Origin of the sequence: Spongisporangium articulatum, from assembly GCF_044465595.1 — a bacterium.
GTDB lineage: Bacteria > Actinomycetota > Actinomycetes > Actinomycetales > Kineosporiaceae > Spongisporangium > Spongisporangium articulatum.
In genome coordinates this window covers 438636-453497 of the sequence record NZ_JBITLV010000001.1, presented here as the reverse complement: position 1 = coordinate 453497, position 14862 = coordinate 438636, and the positions used below count along the sequence as shown (strand labels likewise).

Sequence of the window (14862 nt, the reverse complement as noted above, 5' to 3'; positions counted from 1 at the left end):
TCATTCGGCGCAGTGATCACGAATCGCCCCCTCGGCCGGCCCCGTCGCAGAACTTATTGACAGTGACTGTCAGAAAGTAGTTCCATACTTCTGACAGTCACTCTCATATTTATGGAGCCCGCTATGGACACGACTCCCAACCCCGCCCGGTGGTGGGCGCTGGCGGCGCTGGTCATGAGCACCCTGGCCGTCGGCCTGGATGCGACCGTGCTCAGCGTCGCCCTGCCCACCCTCGCCACCGACCTGCACGCCTCCACCAGCCAGCTGCAGTGGTTCGTCGACAGCTACAACCTGGTGCTGGCCGCCGTCTTGCTGCCGGTCGGCCTGCTCGGCGACCGCTTCGGTCACAAGAGGTTCCTGCTCGGCGCGCTCGTACTGTTCGGCGTGGCCTCCGCGCTGTGCGCCTACTCGGGCTCGGCCGAGGTGCTGATCACCGGCCGGGTGCTGCTCGCGCTCGGTGCCGCCGCCCTGATGACGCTGCCCGCCGCGATCCTGCCCCGGCTGTTCGGCGAGGCGGAACGCAGCCGGGCGCTGACCGCCTGGATGACGGCCATGTTCGCCAGCTTCCCTCTCGGCCCGATCGTCGGCGGCCTGCTGCTCGACCACTTCTGGTGGGGTTCGGTCTTTCTCATCAACGTGCCGGTCGTGGTCGTGGCCGTCACGGCGGTCGCCTCGCTCGTGCCCGAGTCACGCAGCCCCCAGCCGGTGCGGTTGGACGTCGGGGGCCTCACCCTGTTCGCGGGCGCGCTGCTCGCGCTCACCTTCGGGCTGATCGAGGGCGGCGAGCGGGGCTGGTCGGACGGCGTGGTCCTCGCCGCGCTGGTCGGGTTCCCGCTTCTGCTGGCCGGTTTCGCGCTCCGGCAGCGTGTGCAGCTGCGTCGCCTGGTCGCCGGGCAGAGCCCGCTGATCGACCTGTCGATCTTCCGGTTGCCGGGGTTCGCGTGGGGGACGGCCCTCGGCGTGATCAGCACGTTCGCGATGTTCGGCATGCTGTTCGCCACCCCGCAGTACTTCCAGAACGTGCTCGGTCACGACGCGCTGGGCACCGGCGTCCGCTTGCTGCCGATGATCGGCGGTCTGCTGGTCGGCGGCCGCCTGGGCCGCACCCTGGCGGAACGGTTCGGGGCCAAGATCGTGGCCGCCAAGGGCTTCTCGCTGATGGCGGTGGCCATGGTCATCGCGGCGACCACCGATCTGGACGACGGGTACGGGTTGGCCGCCACCTGGCTGGCCGTGTTCGGGCTGGGGCTCGGGTTCGGCCTGCCGACCGCGATGGACGCCGCCCTCGGCGGCATCCCGAAGGACCGCTCGGGCCTGGGGTCGGGGCTGTTGATGTCGCTGCGCAACGTCGGCGGGGCCATCGGCGTCGCGGTGCTGGGCGCCGTGCTCAATGCCGGGTACCGCGGGGCGGTGGACGGCGACCTGGCGCGGCTCGGGCTCGACGGCCCGGCGCGCGCCGCGGTGCAGGACGGCCCGGCCACCGGGCTCGCTGTGGCCCGGGCCACCGGTTCGCCCGAGCTGGTGGACGCCGTCCGCTCGGCGTTCGTGCACGGCAGCGACGCGATGTACCTGGTCTGCGCGGCGGTCGCCCTGCTCGGCGCCGTGATCGCGGTGGCGCTGCTGCCCGCCCGGACCACGACGCCCGAGGCGACGCCGGCTGAGACAGAATCGGCGCATGACGTCGTCCCCGCGTGAGGAACTGACCGCGACCCCCCAGGGTCCGGGCCTTCGCGAGCGGAAGAAGGCCCGGACCCGCGCGACGATCCGGTCGGAGGCGATCCGGCTGTTCACCGAGCAGGGCTTCGCGGCCACCACGGTCGAGCAGATCGCGGCGGCGGCCGACGTCTCGCCGTCCACCTTCTTCCGGTACTTCCCGACCAAGGAAGCCACCGTCATCACCGACGAGTTCGACCCCCGGGTGTTCGAGACCTTCATGGCCCAACCCCCCGACGTGCACCCCGTGACCGCCTTCCGGCTCGCCGTCCGCGACACCCTCGGCGCCGCCAACGCGGCCGACCGGGAGCAGGAGCACAAGCGCCAGGCCCTCTACCGCACCGAGCCCGCGCTGCGTTCGGCCCTCATGGAGCAGATGGCCTCCGGCGTCGACGAGCTGGCCGGCATGATCGCCCTGCGCAAGGGCGGTGACCCGGAGGACCCGGTCACCCGCACCCAGGCCGGGGCCATCATCGGCGTCGCCCTGTCGGTGACCCGGCACGCCCACACCCATCCGCAGATGGACATGAACGAGCTCGGAACCCGGATGGACGAGGCCCTGCAAATGCTGGAGAGCATGCCCTTCTAGGGCTCCCTCAGGCCTCGGCGTCCGGGTCCACCGGGAGCTCGATCGTGAAGGTGGTGCCGGACCCCGGCGTGGAGTCGACCCGCAGCGAGCCGCCGTGCTTGGTCACGATGCTCGCGTAGGCCATGCTCAGGCCCTGCCCGGTGCCCTTGCCGACCGGCTTCGTCGTGAAGAACGGGTCGAAGATGCGTTGCTGGACCTCGGGGGTGATGCCGGGGCCGTCGTCGCGCACCTCGATGGTCACGGAGTCGGCGCCGCGCTCCGTAGAGACCGTGATGTGCCCGAGAGCGCCCGGTTCGCGCGGGCTCTCGCCGATCGCCTGGGCCGCGTTGACGACGATGTTCAGCAGGGCCTGCTTCAGTTCGCCCTCGTAGCAGGGGACGAGCCCGACCGTGGGGTCGAGGTCGAGGGTCACCTCGGCGACGTACTTCCACTCGTTGCGACAGACCTGGACGGTCGTGTCCACCGCGCGGTTCACGTCGGCCGGAGCCCGGCCGGTGCCCGGATGCGCGAAGTCCTTCATCGCCCGGACGATCAGGGCGATCCGCTGCAGGCCCTCCTGCGTCTGCGCGAGGGCGTCGGGGATCTCGGCGGCCAGGAAGTCGAGGTCGAGGTCCTCCACCCGCTCGTCGCCGTTCAGCACCCGCATGATGTGCCCGAAGCTGTCGGCCAGGAACTGCGTGTTGTCGGCGACGAACTGGACCGGCGTGTTGATCTCGTGTGCGATGCCGGCGGCCAGCTGACCGATCGACTCCAGCCGGTTCGCCTGCGCCAGTTGCTGTTCCGCCTGCCGCAGCTGCGTCACGTCCAGCTCGATCCCGACCCGCTGGGGCGGGCGGCCGTGCCGCTGGATCGTCTTCACCTGCACGTGCAGCCAACGCAACCGGCCGTCCTTCGTCAGGGACGGCAGCTGCACCTCGGCGTCGCGTCCGGCGGCCACGTCGGCGCTGAACCTCTCGACCTCCGGCCCGGGCTCGCCGGGAATGTTCATCAGCTCGCCGCGCAACCGGCCCAGCGCCTCCGCCCGGCTGTAACCCGTTCCGGTGCAGAACGACTCGTTGACCCACTCGATGCGGCCCTCGGGGTCGGTGATCACCACGCCGTGGTCGGTGTGCTGGGCGACCATGGCCAGCAGGGTGGCCTCCTCGGTGATGAGGTCGAGCTGCCGGCGGGTCCGGTCGGCGGACGTGATGTCGACGATGGCGACCACGGCCCGGGCCGTGTGGTGGTCGAGGACGGGGTGGACCCGGAAGATCACGTGCTCGTGCCGCGTGCCGATCACGGTCGGCCCCTTCACCGCCTGGTCGCCCGGCGTCCCGTTCAGGGCCCGGGTGAGGGCGGCGGCCACCGGACCGTCGAGGGCCGGTCCGAACTGGGTGAGCAGGGCGAAGAAGTCGCCCCCGATGCCCGACTCGGCCTCGCTCCACCCGAACTGGCGGGCCAACGTGTCCCAGTGCCGGTTCGCGCCCATGATCACGCCGTCGACGCCGAGGATGACCAACCGCGCGTCCAGCGAGTCGATGACGGCCCGCATCAGCTCCTCGGCCTCGCCCAGTTGCCGTACCCGGTCCTCGAGCTCGCGGTTGAGCAGCAACGTCCGGCGCCACCGTTCGGCCGAGGCCGTCTCCTCCCGCGCGACGCTCACGACGCTGCCTCGTCGAGAGTCTCGCCGGCGCCGAGGAACTCGTCGCAGACCCGGTTCCAGCGCTCCACCTGGGTCGCGTCCAGCGGCGGGACGTCGTCGACCGCCACCCGTCGGGTCGGCGCCAGGGTGCGCCGGTGGGCGAAGTCGACGACCTGGTCCCGCGGCGTCGTCGGCTTCGGCTGCGCGGCGAGCGAGAACACCACGGCCGGCGCGAAACCCCACAGTCCCAGCAGGTAGGCGCCGGCCTGCGGCACGGTGCAGCCGAAGGCCTCCGCTTCGAGCGCGCACCGGCGCACGGGATCCAGCGCGGCCTCGGGGTCGACCGCGAGGGAGGCCACGAGGGTGGCCGTCTCGGCCCGGCGGCCGCGCGCCAGCACGAGAAGACCCACGTCGTGCAGCATCCCGGCCAACCCGACCTGGTCGACCACCTTCTCGTCCCACCCCTCGGCCCGGGCCAGCCGCCGACTCAAGGCGGCCCGGCGCAGACCGTGGTCGCGCAGCCGTGGTCCGGCCAACTCACCGCCGAGCACCGTGGCGAGGTCGTCGTCCACCTGGAAGACCGAGCCGGCCAGCACCAGGGCCTGGATGTTGTCGGCGCCGAGCAGGGCGACCGCCGTCTGGACCCGCGAGACCTCCTGCGGCATCCCGAAGAACGCGGAGTTGACGAGGCGGAGCACGTCCGCGCTGGTCGCGACGTCCTGAGCCAGGATGCGGGCCACGTCGGCCAGCGGCACGTCGGGGGAGTCGATCGCGGCGACGAGCCGGTCGTAGACGTCGGGGAGGGTGGGCAGGGTGCCGGTGCCGCCGATCAGTTCGCGCAGCCCCGGGGCGGTCAGGGTGCTGCGGACGTCCAGCGCCCGGTCGATGACGCGCAGCAGGGTCGCCGCATCGCAGGGCTTGGCCAGGAACTGCTGAGCGGTGGACACCGCCGAGAGCACCGAGGCGCGGTCCGCGTCGCCGGACAGCACGATCCGCAGGCAGGCCGGCCAGCGGCGCTGCACGTGGCCGAGCAACGTGGCCCCGTCCATTCCCGGCATCCGCATGTCCGAGACGATCACGTCGGCCGGCTCGGCCGCCATGGCCTCGAGGGCCTCCGTGCCGGAGCCGGCGAAGGCGTACTCGAGATCGGGCGTGGCCGGGTCGCCGGTGCCGCCGCGAACCCTGTGCTGCGTGAGCAGCGTGCGGCGCAGCCCGGCGAGCATGTGCGGCTCGTCGTCGACGAACAGGACCCGTGCCATGGTTAGTGTGTCGTCGGCCGGTGGGGAGGCGGCGTTGATCCGCAGCGCCGAGAACCAGGCGAATGGGTGAATCTCGTGGCGCAGATCCTGATGGTCGACGACGACCCGAGCGTCCTGTCCGGCTACCGCCGCGCGCTGCACGGCCGGTTCGAGATCGCCACCGCCGGCTCCGGGGAACAGGGTCTGGACGCCGTGCGCGCGGCCGCCGCGCGGGGCGAGCCGTTCGCGGTGGTCGTCTCCGACATGAAGATGCCGCAGATGGACGGGGCGCAGTTCCTCGGTGCGGTCCGCGCCCTGGAGCCCGACGCCGTCCAGCTGTTGCTGTCCGGCCAGGCCGACCTGGAGTCGACGATCGCGGCCGTCAACGACGGCAACCTGTTCCGGATGCTGACCAAGCCCTGCGCGGCCGACGACCTTGCGCAGGCGCTGAGCGCCGCACTGGAACAGCACCGGCTGCTGCGGGCCGAACGCGACCTGCTGGAGAGCACGCTGGGCGGGGCGGTCGAGGTGCTGACCGAGCTGCTCTCGATGGCCAACCCCGACGCCTTCGCCTGGACGCAGCGGCTGCGGACCCTCGTGGAGCGGGTGGCGGAGCTGCTCGAGATCGAGGACTGGCGGCTGCCCCTGGCCGCGATGCTCAGCCAGATCGGTTGTCTCGCAGTCCCTCCCGAGGTACTGCGGCGAGGGCGGACCGGCGCTGGGCTGAGCCCCGAGGAGCAGGCCGCCTACGACGCCCGGCGGGACGTCGCCCAGCACCTGCTGGAGCGCATCCCGCGGCTGGAGCAGGTGGCCGCCTGGGTCGGCGGCCGAGGCTCGGACGAGCCCGCCGCGCGCCTCCTGGAGACCGTGCTGGCCTACCTGGAACAGCTGGACCGGCTGGGCAGCCCCACCCGGGCGTTGCGCCGCCTGGAGACGATCGGCGGGTACCCGCCCGAGGTGCTCGAGGCGCTGGACGAGGCCGCCGTCGACCTGGCCCAGCAGGGCGAGCGCCGGGTGCTGCCGCTGGCCGCGGTGCGCCCCGGCATGGTGCTGGAGGACGACGTGCTGACCAGCACCGGGCTGACCCTGGTGCGCCGGGGCGACCGGATCACGGACGCGGTCGTGCTGCGGTTGGAGAACTTCGCCGCCAGCGTCGGGGTGGTCGAGCCGATCGTCGTCAGACTCGGCATCTAGTCGTGATCATGCAGAAACCTCGCGCAGGCTCCGGAAGCCGTTGACCGGCTTCTGAAGGGCGCGAGGTTTCTGCATGATCACGAACGAAAGGTCTAGCCGCTGATGTCGATCGACGAGCCGTAGCCGCCGTACCCGTCCGGACGGCGTGGGCCGTGCAGGCGGGAGAACTCGGCCCGCAGGTCCTCGCGCAGCGCGAGGGCCCGGAACTCCAGTTCGCCGAGGCGCGCGTAGTCGGCGGCCCAGCGGTCGCGCAGGGCCTCCGGCGGGGCACCGAACGGCACGGCGATCTCGGCCAGCGGGGTGACGTCCCGCTGGGCCAGGGCCGCCTCGAAGTCGTGCATCGCGATCTCGAGCTGGTCGAAGTAGCGGCTCCACTCGGCGAGGTCGCCGACGGGCTGGTCGGTCTCGGGTCCGGTCATCTGACTCACGCAGCACCTGTCACGGTCGGGTCGGTCGGGGTGGTCTGGGCCTGCAGCTCCAGGGCCTGCTTCCACGTGTCCCGCAGCGGCTCCACGAGTTCACGTACGGCGGCGAGGCGTTCGGGCTGCGCGGGCAGCCGGCAGCTGACCAGCTCGTTCACCATCCACAGGTAGAGGGCCCGCAACTGCTCGCCTGCGGGCCAGACGGAGACGTCGAGGCTGGCCCACAGCTCCAGCAGGATCTCCTGCGCGTGCTGCAGGCGCTTGCCCGTCGTCTCGTGATCGTTCGTGCGCATCGCGGCCTCGGCCACGCTGAGGTCGGTGATCAGCCGGTCGTACAGCATCGTGAGAAGCCGCTGGGGGGAGGCGGTCTCGGCTGTGACGCTCGCGTACGCCACCGCTACTCCGTAGGCCATCGTCTCTCCTTAGCTCGGCTTCTTCGAACTGTTCGTCAGGTCACCCGGTGCGGAAACACCCGGTGGATCAGCTCGAAGAGCTGCTGGAACTGCTGGAGCTGCTGGAGTTGAAGTACTGGCTCAGGGACGTGGACTGGGCCTTCAGCGAGGCCAGCGCGGTCTCCATCGCCGTGAACTTCTTCGTCAGCGTCTCCTTGTAGGCGTCGAGCCGGGTCGTCCAGTTGTCGATCTGGGTCTGCAGGGTCTTCACGGCGCTGTTGGCCGTGTTCTGGGCCTGCACCAGCTCACCGTTGGAGGAGTCACTCATCTGCTCGAAGAGCGACTCCAGCTGCTGGGCCACGCCCGGCTTGTAGGTGATGGAGCCGATCGCGCCCCCCACGGAGTTGATGTCCGCCTGCGTCGCCTCGACGTCGATCGACAGCCCGGCGGCGCCGGAGTCGGCGTCGGGGGGCAGGGTCAGGATGTTGCCGATCCCGCTCGCCTCGAGACCGTCGATCGTGCCCGCGATGTCGGCGCCCGCCAGGGTCCGCGTGGCCGTCCCGCCGCCGTCGATCGAGGCGGTGAAGGTGTTCCGGCTGCCGGCCACCGTGGAGGTCAGGACCATGTTCCCGTTGCCGTCGACCGACGCGCTGACGTTGATCCCGGCCTCGGCCAGCTTCTTGTTGAAGCTCGCCGCCGCCCCGGCCATGTCGGTGTCGTCGGCGGTGACCGTGTAGCTGACCGACTTCGCACCCTGGTTCAGGGTCAGCAGCCGGCCGACGATGCCCGTGCCGGGCTGCACCAGCTGCCACGTCTCGGCCTTGGCCGAACTGCTGACGGTGACGTCGTAGGTGCCGGCCCTGGTCTTCGAGGTCGCGTTGCTGACGGTCGCCGTCGAGGAGATCGGACCGTTGGCGTCGAAGGTGGAACTCTGGCCGTACAAGGCGGCCGTGCCCGTCGGGTCCTTGACGAAGGCGGTCTTGAACGCGTCGGCGTCGAAGCTCAGCTGACCCTGCGCGGTCACCGACAGCCCGGGCGCGCCGGCGCCCGCGACGATGCTCAGGACGCTCTGCTGCAGCGACCGGACGGTGCTGCTGCCCAGCAGCGGTCCGCCGGTCTTCGAGGTCGAGTCCCAGGCGGTGTTCTTCGCGATGCTGGCCAACAGGTTGTTGGCGTTGGTCACGATCGAGCTGATCTTGTCCGCCACCGATGACCCGTCCACGGTGGAGGACACGGTGACGCCGTCCTCCTTCTTCGAGACGGTGAAGCTGATGCCCGTGGCCACGTTGCTGAACGTGTTGGTCGAGGACTCCACGGTGTAGGCGTACTGACCCGACCCGACCTGGATCTTGGCGTTCGCACCGTCCGTGAGCGTGTTCATGGCGTAGCCGTTGTCGAAACCACTGAGCGAGAACTTGGACGCGTCGCCGGTGGTCGAGCTGGCGACCTGCAACCGGTAGACGCCCGGCGAGGTCTGCACGGCGGTCGCGGTCACGCCGGCGCCGGCGCCGTTGATGGCGGAGACGACCTCGGCGAGCGTGCCGTTGCCGACGTCGATCGCGGTGGCCTTACCGGTGGCCGTGTTGGTCAGCGTGAGCGAACCGGACGAGGCCACCGTGGCGCCCGTCGACGAGGAGGTCGAGCCGGAGATGAGGGTGTGAGCGGCGGCCAGACCGGTCACGTCGAAGGTCAGGGACGATGCGGTGCGACCCGTTGCGGTGGCGGTCACCGAACTGGAGGTCGACGTGGCCGAGACGGTGGCCCACGCCGAGGTCTTGGCGAGGTCACCGACCTGCTGGGCGAGGTTGCCCACGCTGGACAGCAACCCGGTGTAGGCCGTGACCGCCGACTGCTGCGCGGTCTGCTGGTTCTTCAGCAGGGTCTGGGAGTTCCCCTCGACCGCGACGAGCTTGTCGATGATCGAGGTCGTGTCCAACCCCGACATGATGCCGCCGATGGTGATGGAAGACATTTCTCTGGCTCCCCATGCTCTTTCGTGTCACCGAGCGGCGCCCTGGCCGGCACAAGCCCGGAATGCGTTCCCCCGCTGCCGTTCTCGAGCCCTGCGGTCAGGTCTCGAGCGCCGGTGTGGCGGCCCGGTGAAGGGCCGCCACCCGGCGTCTAGCTCACTGGAGGAGCTTGAGGATGGACTGCGGCTGCTGGTTCGCCTGAGCCAGCATCGCGGTACCGGCCTGAGACAGGATCTGCGCCGAGGTGAACTTGACCATCTCGCTGGCCATGTCCGTCGACTGGATCCGGCTGTTCGACGCGGTCAGGTTCTCGACCGCGACGTTCAGGTTGTTGACGGTGTGCTGGAAGCGGTTCTGGTAGGCACCCAGAGTCGCCCGGGTGGTCGACACCGACTGGATGGCGGTGTCGATCGCCGAGATCGACGCGGCGGCGGACGCCGTGTCCCCGACGTTGATGGTCCCGGAGTCCACCCCGAGGGTGGCGGAGTCCATCTTGCTGCCGGTGAGGTCGACGTTGATCGTCTCACCCGCGTTGGCACCGATCTGGAAGGTGCCGGTGTACGTGCCGTCCAGCAGGTTCTGGTTGCCGAACTTCGTCGAGGACGAGATCCGGTCCAGCTCCGACTGCAGCTGAGAGAACTCAGTCTGCGACGCGGCCTGCGCCTGGGTGTCCTGCGAACCGCCGTTGGCGGCCTGGACGGCCAGGTTGCGCATACGCAGCAGGATCGACTGCGTCTCGGTCAGGGCACCGTCGGCGGTCTGGACGACCGAGATGGCGTCCTGCGCGTTCGTCACGGCGACCTGGAGGCCACCGATCTGAGCCTGCAGGCCCTGGGAGATCGCGAGCCCCGCGGCGTCGTCCGCCGCGCGGTTGATCCGGTAGCCGCTGGACAGCTTCTCCAGCGAGCTGTTCTGAGACGACTGGGTCATGCTCAGGTTGCGGTACGCGTTGAGTGCCGCGACGTTGCTGGTGACGTAGAGACCCATGATTTCCTCCTTGGTTCGGGTCCGGTACCGGTCCGTCCGTGGACCGGCGTTGGCTTACCTCTCGGTCGGTCAGGAACGGTCTTGAGAAGTTTCTTCAGGGCCTTTTTCGGCAGCTGGCCGGTTGACCTTGATCGTCCGTGAAACTGCAGGTCAACCGCTGTTTCCGGCGTCCTAGTAACTGGTGTAGTGAAGGGGTTGCCCGTCCAGGTAGGCCTGGACGTCGGCCCGCCGCCCGGCGCTCGAACGGGTGGCCACGGCCTGTACGTAGGCCTCGCGCCGCCGGGCCCGCGCCCCCGCGCCGTCGGCGCCCGGCGTCGTCCCGCCCGCCCGCTGGCGCGGCACGCCCGGCGTGGAGACCCACAGCCGCTCCAGGGCCTCCCGCAGCAGGTCGAGCCCCTCGCTGCGCAGCTGCGAGGCGCGGGACTGGGTCACCCCGAGGGTCTCCGCGATCTCGGTCAGCGGCCGCTGCTCCAGGTAGTACTGCGTGACGACGAGGCGCAGCCGCTCGGGCAGCTCGGCCACGGCGTCGCGGAGGTAGCCGAGGCGCTCGGCCGCGATCAGGGCCTCCTCGGGGCGCGGGGCGCTGTCGGCGACGCTGGTCCCCAGCCCCTCGTCGTCCGCCGTGAGCGGGTCGAGGCTGAGCAGGACGGCCCGGTCGGCGCCGCTGCGCGCCTCCCGGATCTCCGCCTCGGTGAACCCGCAGGCGGCGGCCAGTTCGGAGTCGGTGGGCCGGCGGCCCAGCCCGGAGGTGAGGGTCTCCGCCGCGGCCTCGATGGCCTTCGCGCGGGAGCGGACCGTGCGGCTGGCCCAGTCGCGCTGGCGCATCTGGTCGATCATGGCGCCGCGCACCCGGGTGTTCGCGAACCGCGCGAACGGGACGCCGAGCGCCGGGTCGAAGGCGTGCGCGGCCTGGACCAGGGCCAGGGAACCGGCGCCGATCAGGTCGTCGGTACCCAGGTGGCGCGGCAACCGGGCAGCGGTCTCCCGGGCCACGTGGCCCACCAACGGGAGATGCTCGGTGATCAGCGTGGCGATCGCGTCGCGGGAGTCCAGCACGGTGCAGTCATCGGCCCGGGCCCGACCGGGCTGAAAGCCGTTGACCTGCGGGATTAGGCGCCGGAGGCGGATTTCACCCGGTCGGGCGCGGGATCATGGTCGCGGGCTTGACGACGGGGCCGGCACGCGACTCGCACCGGTGAATCACTCAGGTTCCCCAGCCCCCTGCCGACAGGTGATGCATCCAGTGCCAGAGCCCGGCATCCGCAGCGACCCGAGGAGCAAGATCATGAGCCTCTCTGATCTCGCCGCCGTCCTGTGGCGCCAGCGTGAGCTGCTGGAGCGCCTGACCTACCGCCTCGAGTGCGAGCAGCTGCTGCTCGCCGGGGGTCGCACCCGCTGGCTCGCCTCGGCCACCGCCGAGGTCGAGGCCCTGCTCGACGAGCTCCAGGTCACCGAGATCCACCGGGCCGCCACCAACCAGGTCGTCACACGGGAGCTCGGGCTGCCTCCCGAGGCCACGCTGGAGGACGTCGCCGCCGCGGCCTCGCCGCCGTGGACCGACGTCCTGCTCGACCACCGGAACGCCCTGCTGTCCAGCTCCGCGGAGCTCGCGATGATGGCCGAGGCGAGCCGGAGCATGACCGCCGCGGGTCTGGCCGCGGTCGAGACGACGCTGTCCTCGCTCGGGGGGCGGGTCGGCACCACGTCTCAGGGATATGACGCCCGGGGTCGCGTCGACATCATCGCCGGCGAAGGTCGAGCCTTCGTCGACCGGGCACTGTGAGGGCAGACGCATGACCGGCTACTCCGTACTCAGCACGGCCGTCAGCGGCCTCACCGCCGCGCAGCGCGGCATGGACATCACCAGCCAGAACATCGTCAACTCCAACACCCCGGGCTACAGCCGGCAGATCCTCAAGCAGAGCGCGGTCGCGCCGGCCCTGGTGGCGAGCGTCCACACGGGCGGCAACGAGACCACGGTCGGCGGCGTGACGGTCGAGTCGGTGGTTCGCGTGCGGGACCAGTTCCTGGAGTCGACACGGGCCCAGGCCGGCGGCGCCAAGGCGGCGCTGGACGCGCAGAGCACCGCCATGCAGGGCATCGAGACGCTGGTCAACGAGCCGAGCGACTCGGCGCTGCAGGCCAAGCTGACCGACTTCTTCGGCGCCTGGTCCAGCCTGTCCACGAAGGCCGGTAGCGAGGCCGCCGCGGCCTCCGGCTCCAACGTGATCGGCCAGGCCAAGAACGTGGTCTCCCAGCTGAACACGCTGGCCGCGGGAGTCAGCCAGCAGTACCAGACCCAGCTCGCCGACCTGAAGACCACGGTCGGGCAGATCAACGACTACGCGACCCAGCTGGCCCAGCTGAACCAGCAGATCGTGACCAGCGCGGCCAGCACCGGCAACGGCGCACCCGTGAACGAGCTCCTCGACAAGCGCGACCAGCTGGTCCGCAGCATCGCCGAGCTGTCGGGTGGGGTGGCGGCGATCCAGACCGACGGCACCGCCACTGTGGCCGTCGGGGGTGCGACGATCGTGTTCGGCAACCAGTCGCTGGCGTTGTCGGTGGCCGGCGGTGGCGCGGTCTCCGACGTCAACGGGGGCAACCCGCCGCGGATCGAGATCGGCGGCCAGGCTGTGGGCGTGACGTCCGGCAAGGCGGCCGGGCTGATGTCGAGCCTCACCGCCGACCTGCCGCAGTTCGCCAATCAGCTCGACTCGATCGCCGCCGCCCTGCGCGACTCGGTGAACGCTCTGCACGCCACCGGCTTCACGGCCACGGGGGCGCCCGGTGGCGACTTCTTCACCGGCTCCAGCGCGCTCGACCTGTCGGTCGCGGTGTCCGGCACCGACGAGCTGGCCCTCAACTCGGCCGCGGGCGTCGACGGCTCGGTCGCGCAGAAGCTCGGTGACCTGGTCAACGACGCCGACGCCGAGGCGGTGCTCGGTGGGCCGGGCGCGCTGCAGCAGTACCGCTCCCTGGCCACCTCGCTGGGCAGCAAGATCAACGGACTGAAGACGGCCAGCGACGTGCAGTCGTCGATCCTGAGCTCGGCGGACCAGGCGATCGAGTCCAACGCGGGTGTGAACCTCGACGAGGAGATGACCAACCTCCTGCAGTACCAGCGCGCGTACCAGGCGGCGGCCAAGGTCATCTCGGCCATCGACGAGATGATGGACACGCTGATCAACCGGACCGGGATCTAGGGGTAGGGGAGATCAGTCATGGCACTCTCGCGCGTCACCCAGACGACGATGACCAACTCGACGCTGCGCGGGTTGCAGGCCAGCCAGCTGCGGGCCGCGAACCTGCAGAACGAGCTGTCCACCAACAAGAAGCTCACCAAGCCCAGCGACGACCCGGCCGCCCTGGCCAACACCATGCAGCTGCGCACCGAGCTGGCCCAGGACAACCAGTACCTGGACACCATCGGCGACGCATCCGACCGGCTGCAGGCCGCCGACTCGGCGCTGCAGGACACCAGCTCCCTGCTGAACCGCGCCAAGGCGCTGATCGTGAACTCGCAGAACGCCTCGCTGGACGACGCCGGTCGCAACGCCATCGCGACCGAGCTCGACGCCATCCGGCAGAGCGTGATCTCGAACTTCAACGCCACGTACCAGGGCCGGCCGGTCTTCGGTGGGACGATCGCGGGCTCCCAGGCCGTCGACCCGGACACGGGCGCCTACGTCGGCAACGACGAGGACATCTCGGTCCGCGCGGGTCGCAACGTCAATGTGCGCGTGGACGTCAAGGGATCGACCGTGGGCGCCGACGTACTTCCTGACCTGCTGGCCAAGACCGCGGCCGACATCAGGTCCGGATCCACCGACGTCACGGACGACCAGAACCAGCTCGACGCTGCCATGAAGAAGGTCACCACGTCGCTCGGCGACATCGGTGCCCGGGTCAACCAGCTCCAGAGCACGAAGACCCGGATCACCGCCGAGACGACCGACCTTACTGCGCGGATCTCCGGCCTGGAGGACATCGACCTGGCCGAGACGATCATGGAGTTGACCTCGGCGCAGACCTCCTACCAGTCTGCCCTCGGGGCGGCCGGGAAGATCATGCAGACGTCGTTGCTGGACTACTTGCGGTAGTGACCCCTGGTGGTCGCTCGACGAAAGGTGCAGTGGGGGCCGACGTGAACTCTTCCGTGGATGTCGCCGAGCGCGGCGCGAACTCCTCCGACGACGGTGTGGGCGAGGAGTTTCCCTCGATCACGTTCGTCCACTCCGTGCCCGGGTTCCCCGGCCTGCGGAAGTTCGCCCTGGTCGGGTTGGACCTGGACGAGGACGACACCGAGGGGAGCGAGGCACCCGAGGCGGGGGACGGCGTCCCGGCGCCACGGGCCGACGGTGAACCGACCGGCCACCCGGCCGTCGTCGACCCGGTGCTGCACGAGCTGCGCAGCCTGGATCAGCCGGACATCCGGTTCATGGTGGCCACCGCCTACGCCTTCTTCCCGGACTACAACATCGAGCTCGACGACCAGGTCTGCGAGAACCTCGCTCTGACCGACGCGGCCGACGCGCTGGTGCTGGTGATCCTCACGCTGGGCCAGGACATCGGTTCGACCACGGCCAACCTGCTGGCCCCGGTCGTCGTGAACGGCAAGAACAGGTCAGCCGCCCAGGTGATCCTGTCGGGGTCGGAATGGCCGGTTCACGCGCCGTTGGGTTGATCCCTTGTAACTAAACGCTACTCTCTGGACACGGGCTGCTATTAGGCTC

Annotated in this window: 14 protein-coding genes; 7 read left to right on the top strand and 7 right to left on the bottom strand. The window is 70.4% G+C overall.

Features of this window, described 5'->3' with window-relative positions; genetic code table 11:
* Positions 1 to 123 precede the first annotated feature (123 nt).
* Both ACIB24_RS02170 and ACIB24_RS02165 read left to right on the top strand, forming a co-directional pair.
* Complete coding sequence (locus ACIB24_RS02170) at positions 124 to 1695, top strand: MFS transporter (protein ID WP_398274485.1); 1572 nt, start codon at positions 124 to 126, stop codon at positions 1693 to 1695.
* Complete coding sequence (locus ACIB24_RS02165; RefSeq protein ID WP_398274482.1) at positions 1676 to 2302, top strand: acyl-CoA-like ligand-binding transcription factor; 627 nt, start codon at positions 1676 to 1678, stop codon at positions 2300 to 2302. The genes ACIB24_RS02170 and ACIB24_RS02165 overlap by 20 nt, the downstream gene beginning before the upstream one ends.
* 7 nt (positions 2303 to 2309) lie before the next feature.
* On the opposite strand, the gene ACIB24_RS02160 is transcribed toward ACIB24_RS02165, so the two are convergent.
* On the bottom strand, positions 2310 to 3944 hold the full coding sequence (locus ACIB24_RS02160; RefSeq protein WP_398274479.1) for a sensor histidine kinase: 1635 nt from the start codon (positions 3942 to 3944) through the stop codon (positions 2310 to 2312).
* The gene (locus ACIB24_RS02155) at positions 3941 to 5182 is read right to left on the bottom strand and encodes an HDOD domain-containing protein (RefSeq protein ID WP_398274476.1); all 1242 of its coding nucleotides are present in this window, start codon (positions 5180 to 5182) and stop codon (positions 3941 to 3943) included. The genes ACIB24_RS02160 and ACIB24_RS02155 overlap by 4 nt, the downstream gene beginning before the upstream one ends.
* 75 nt (positions 5183 to 5257) lie before the next feature.
* Here ACIB24_RS02155 and ACIB24_RS02150 point away from each other — a divergent pair, with 75 nt between their 5' ends.
* A complete protein-coding gene (locus ACIB24_RS02150; RefSeq protein WP_398274473.1) occupies positions 5258 to 6355 on the top strand; it encodes a response regulator in 1098 nt (365 codons plus the stop codon).
* Positions 6356 to 6447: 92 nt separating this feature from the next.
* On the opposite strand, the gene ACIB24_RS02145 is transcribed toward ACIB24_RS02150, so the two are convergent.
* The 5 genes from ACIB24_RS02145 to ACIB24_RS02125 all read right to left on the bottom strand — a co-directional run bounded on the left by ACIB24_RS02145 (position 6448) and on the right by ACIB24_RS02125 (position 11182).
* Positions 6448 to 6774, bottom strand: a complete 327-nt coding sequence (locus tag ACIB24_RS02145) for a hypothetical protein (RefSeq protein ID WP_398274470.1) — start codon at positions 6772 to 6774, stop codon at positions 6448 to 6450.
* 5 nt (positions 6775 to 6779) lie between these two features.
* Entirely contained in the window at positions 6780 to 7190 is a 411-nt protein-coding gene (fliS, locus tag ACIB24_RS02140; RefSeq protein WP_398274467.1) for a flagellar export chaperone FliS, read from the bottom strand.
* Between the two features lie 67 nt (positions 7191 to 7257).
* The gene (gene fliD, locus ACIB24_RS02135; RefSeq protein WP_398274464.1) at positions 7258 to 9141 is read right to left on the bottom strand and encodes a flagellar filament capping protein FliD; all 1884 of its coding nucleotides are present in this window, start codon (positions 9139 to 9141) and stop codon (positions 7258 to 7260) included.
* Positions 9142 to 9295: 154 nt separating this feature from the next.
* Entirely contained in the window at positions 9296 to 10126 is an 831-nt protein-coding gene (locus ACIB24_RS02130; protein WP_398274460.1) for a flagellin N-terminal helical domain-containing protein, read from the bottom strand.
* Positions 10127 to 10297: 171 nt separating this feature from the next.
* Positions 10298 to 11182, bottom strand: a complete 885-nt coding sequence (locus ACIB24_RS02125; RefSeq protein WP_398274457.1) for a sigma-70 family RNA polymerase sigma factor — start codon at positions 11180 to 11182, stop codon at positions 10298 to 10300.
* 229 nt (positions 11183 to 11411) lie between these two features.
* Between ACIB24_RS02125 and ACIB24_RS02120 the strand changes: the two genes are divergently transcribed.
* Genes ACIB24_RS02120 through fliW form a run of 4 tightly spaced genes read left to right on the top strand, consistent with a single transcriptional unit; the run spans position 11412 to position 14813 of the window.
* Positions 11412 to 11909: a flagellar protein FlgN gene (locus ACIB24_RS02120; RefSeq protein WP_398274454.1), complete on the top strand. Its 498-nt coding sequence runs from the start codon at positions 11412 to 11414 to the stop codon at positions 11907 to 11909.
* Between the two features lie 10 nt (positions 11910 to 11919).
* Positions 11920 to 13332 carry a flagellar hook-associated protein FlgK gene (gene flgK / locus ACIB24_RS02115; RefSeq protein WP_398274451.1) on the top strand — a complete coding sequence of 471 codons (1413 nt, stop codon included), beginning with the start codon at positions 11920 to 11922 and terminating at the stop codon, positions 13330 to 13332.
* Between the two features lie 18 nt (positions 13333 to 13350).
* The gene (flgL, locus tag ACIB24_RS02110; protein WP_398274448.1) at positions 13351 to 14229 is read left to right on the top strand and encodes a flagellar hook-associated protein FlgL; all 879 of its coding nucleotides are present in this window, start codon (positions 13351 to 13353) and stop codon (positions 14227 to 14229) included.
* 44 nt (positions 14230 to 14273) lie between these two features.
* Complete coding sequence (gene fliW, locus ACIB24_RS02105) at positions 14274 to 14813, top strand: flagellar assembly protein FliW (RefSeq protein WP_398274445.1); 540 nt, start codon at positions 14274 to 14276, stop codon at positions 14811 to 14813.
* Positions 14814 to 14862: the final 49 nt, after the last annotated feature.

Excerpts from the sequence above, each read along its gene's own strand:
- flgK (WP_398274451.1), top strand. The coding sequence starts at position 11,920 with ATGACCGGCTACTCCGTACTCAGCACGGCCGTCAGCGGCCTCACCGCC.
- fliS (WP_398274467.1), bottom strand. The coding sequence starts at position 7,190 with ATGGCCTACGGAGTAGCGGTGGCGTACGCGAGCGTCACAGCCGAGACC.
- fliD (WP_398274464.1), bottom strand. The coding sequence starts at position 9,141 with ATGTCTTCCATCACCATCGGCGGCATCATGTCGGGGTTGGACACGACC.
- ACIB24_RS02130 (WP_398274460.1), bottom strand. The coding sequence starts at position 10,126 with ATGGGTCTCTACGTCACCAGCAACGTCGCGGCACTCAACGCGTACCGC.
- ACIB24_RS02155 (WP_398274476.1), bottom strand. The coding sequence starts at position 5,182 with ATGGCACGGGTCCTGTTCGTCGACGACGAGCCGCACATGCTCGCCGGG.
- ACIB24_RS02170 (WP_398274485.1), top strand. The coding sequence starts at position 124 with ATGGACACGACTCCCAACCCCGCCCGGTGGTGGGCGCTGGCGGCGCTG.
- flgL (WP_398274448.1), top strand. The coding sequence starts at position 13,351 with ATGGCACTCTCGCGCGTCACCCAGACGACGATGACCAACTCGACGCTG.
- ACIB24_RS02165 (WP_398274482.1), top strand. The coding sequence starts at position 1,676 with ATGACGTCGTCCCCGCGTGAGGAACTGACCGCGACCCCCCAGGGTCCG.
- ACIB24_RS02120 (WP_398274454.1), top strand. The coding sequence starts at position 11,412 with ATGAGCCTCTCTGATCTCGCCGCCGTCCTGTGGCGCCAGCGTGAGCTG.
- ACIB24_RS02145 (WP_398274470.1), bottom strand. The coding sequence starts at position 6,774 with ATGACCGGACCCGAGACCGACCAGCCCGTCGGCGACCTCGCCGAGTGG.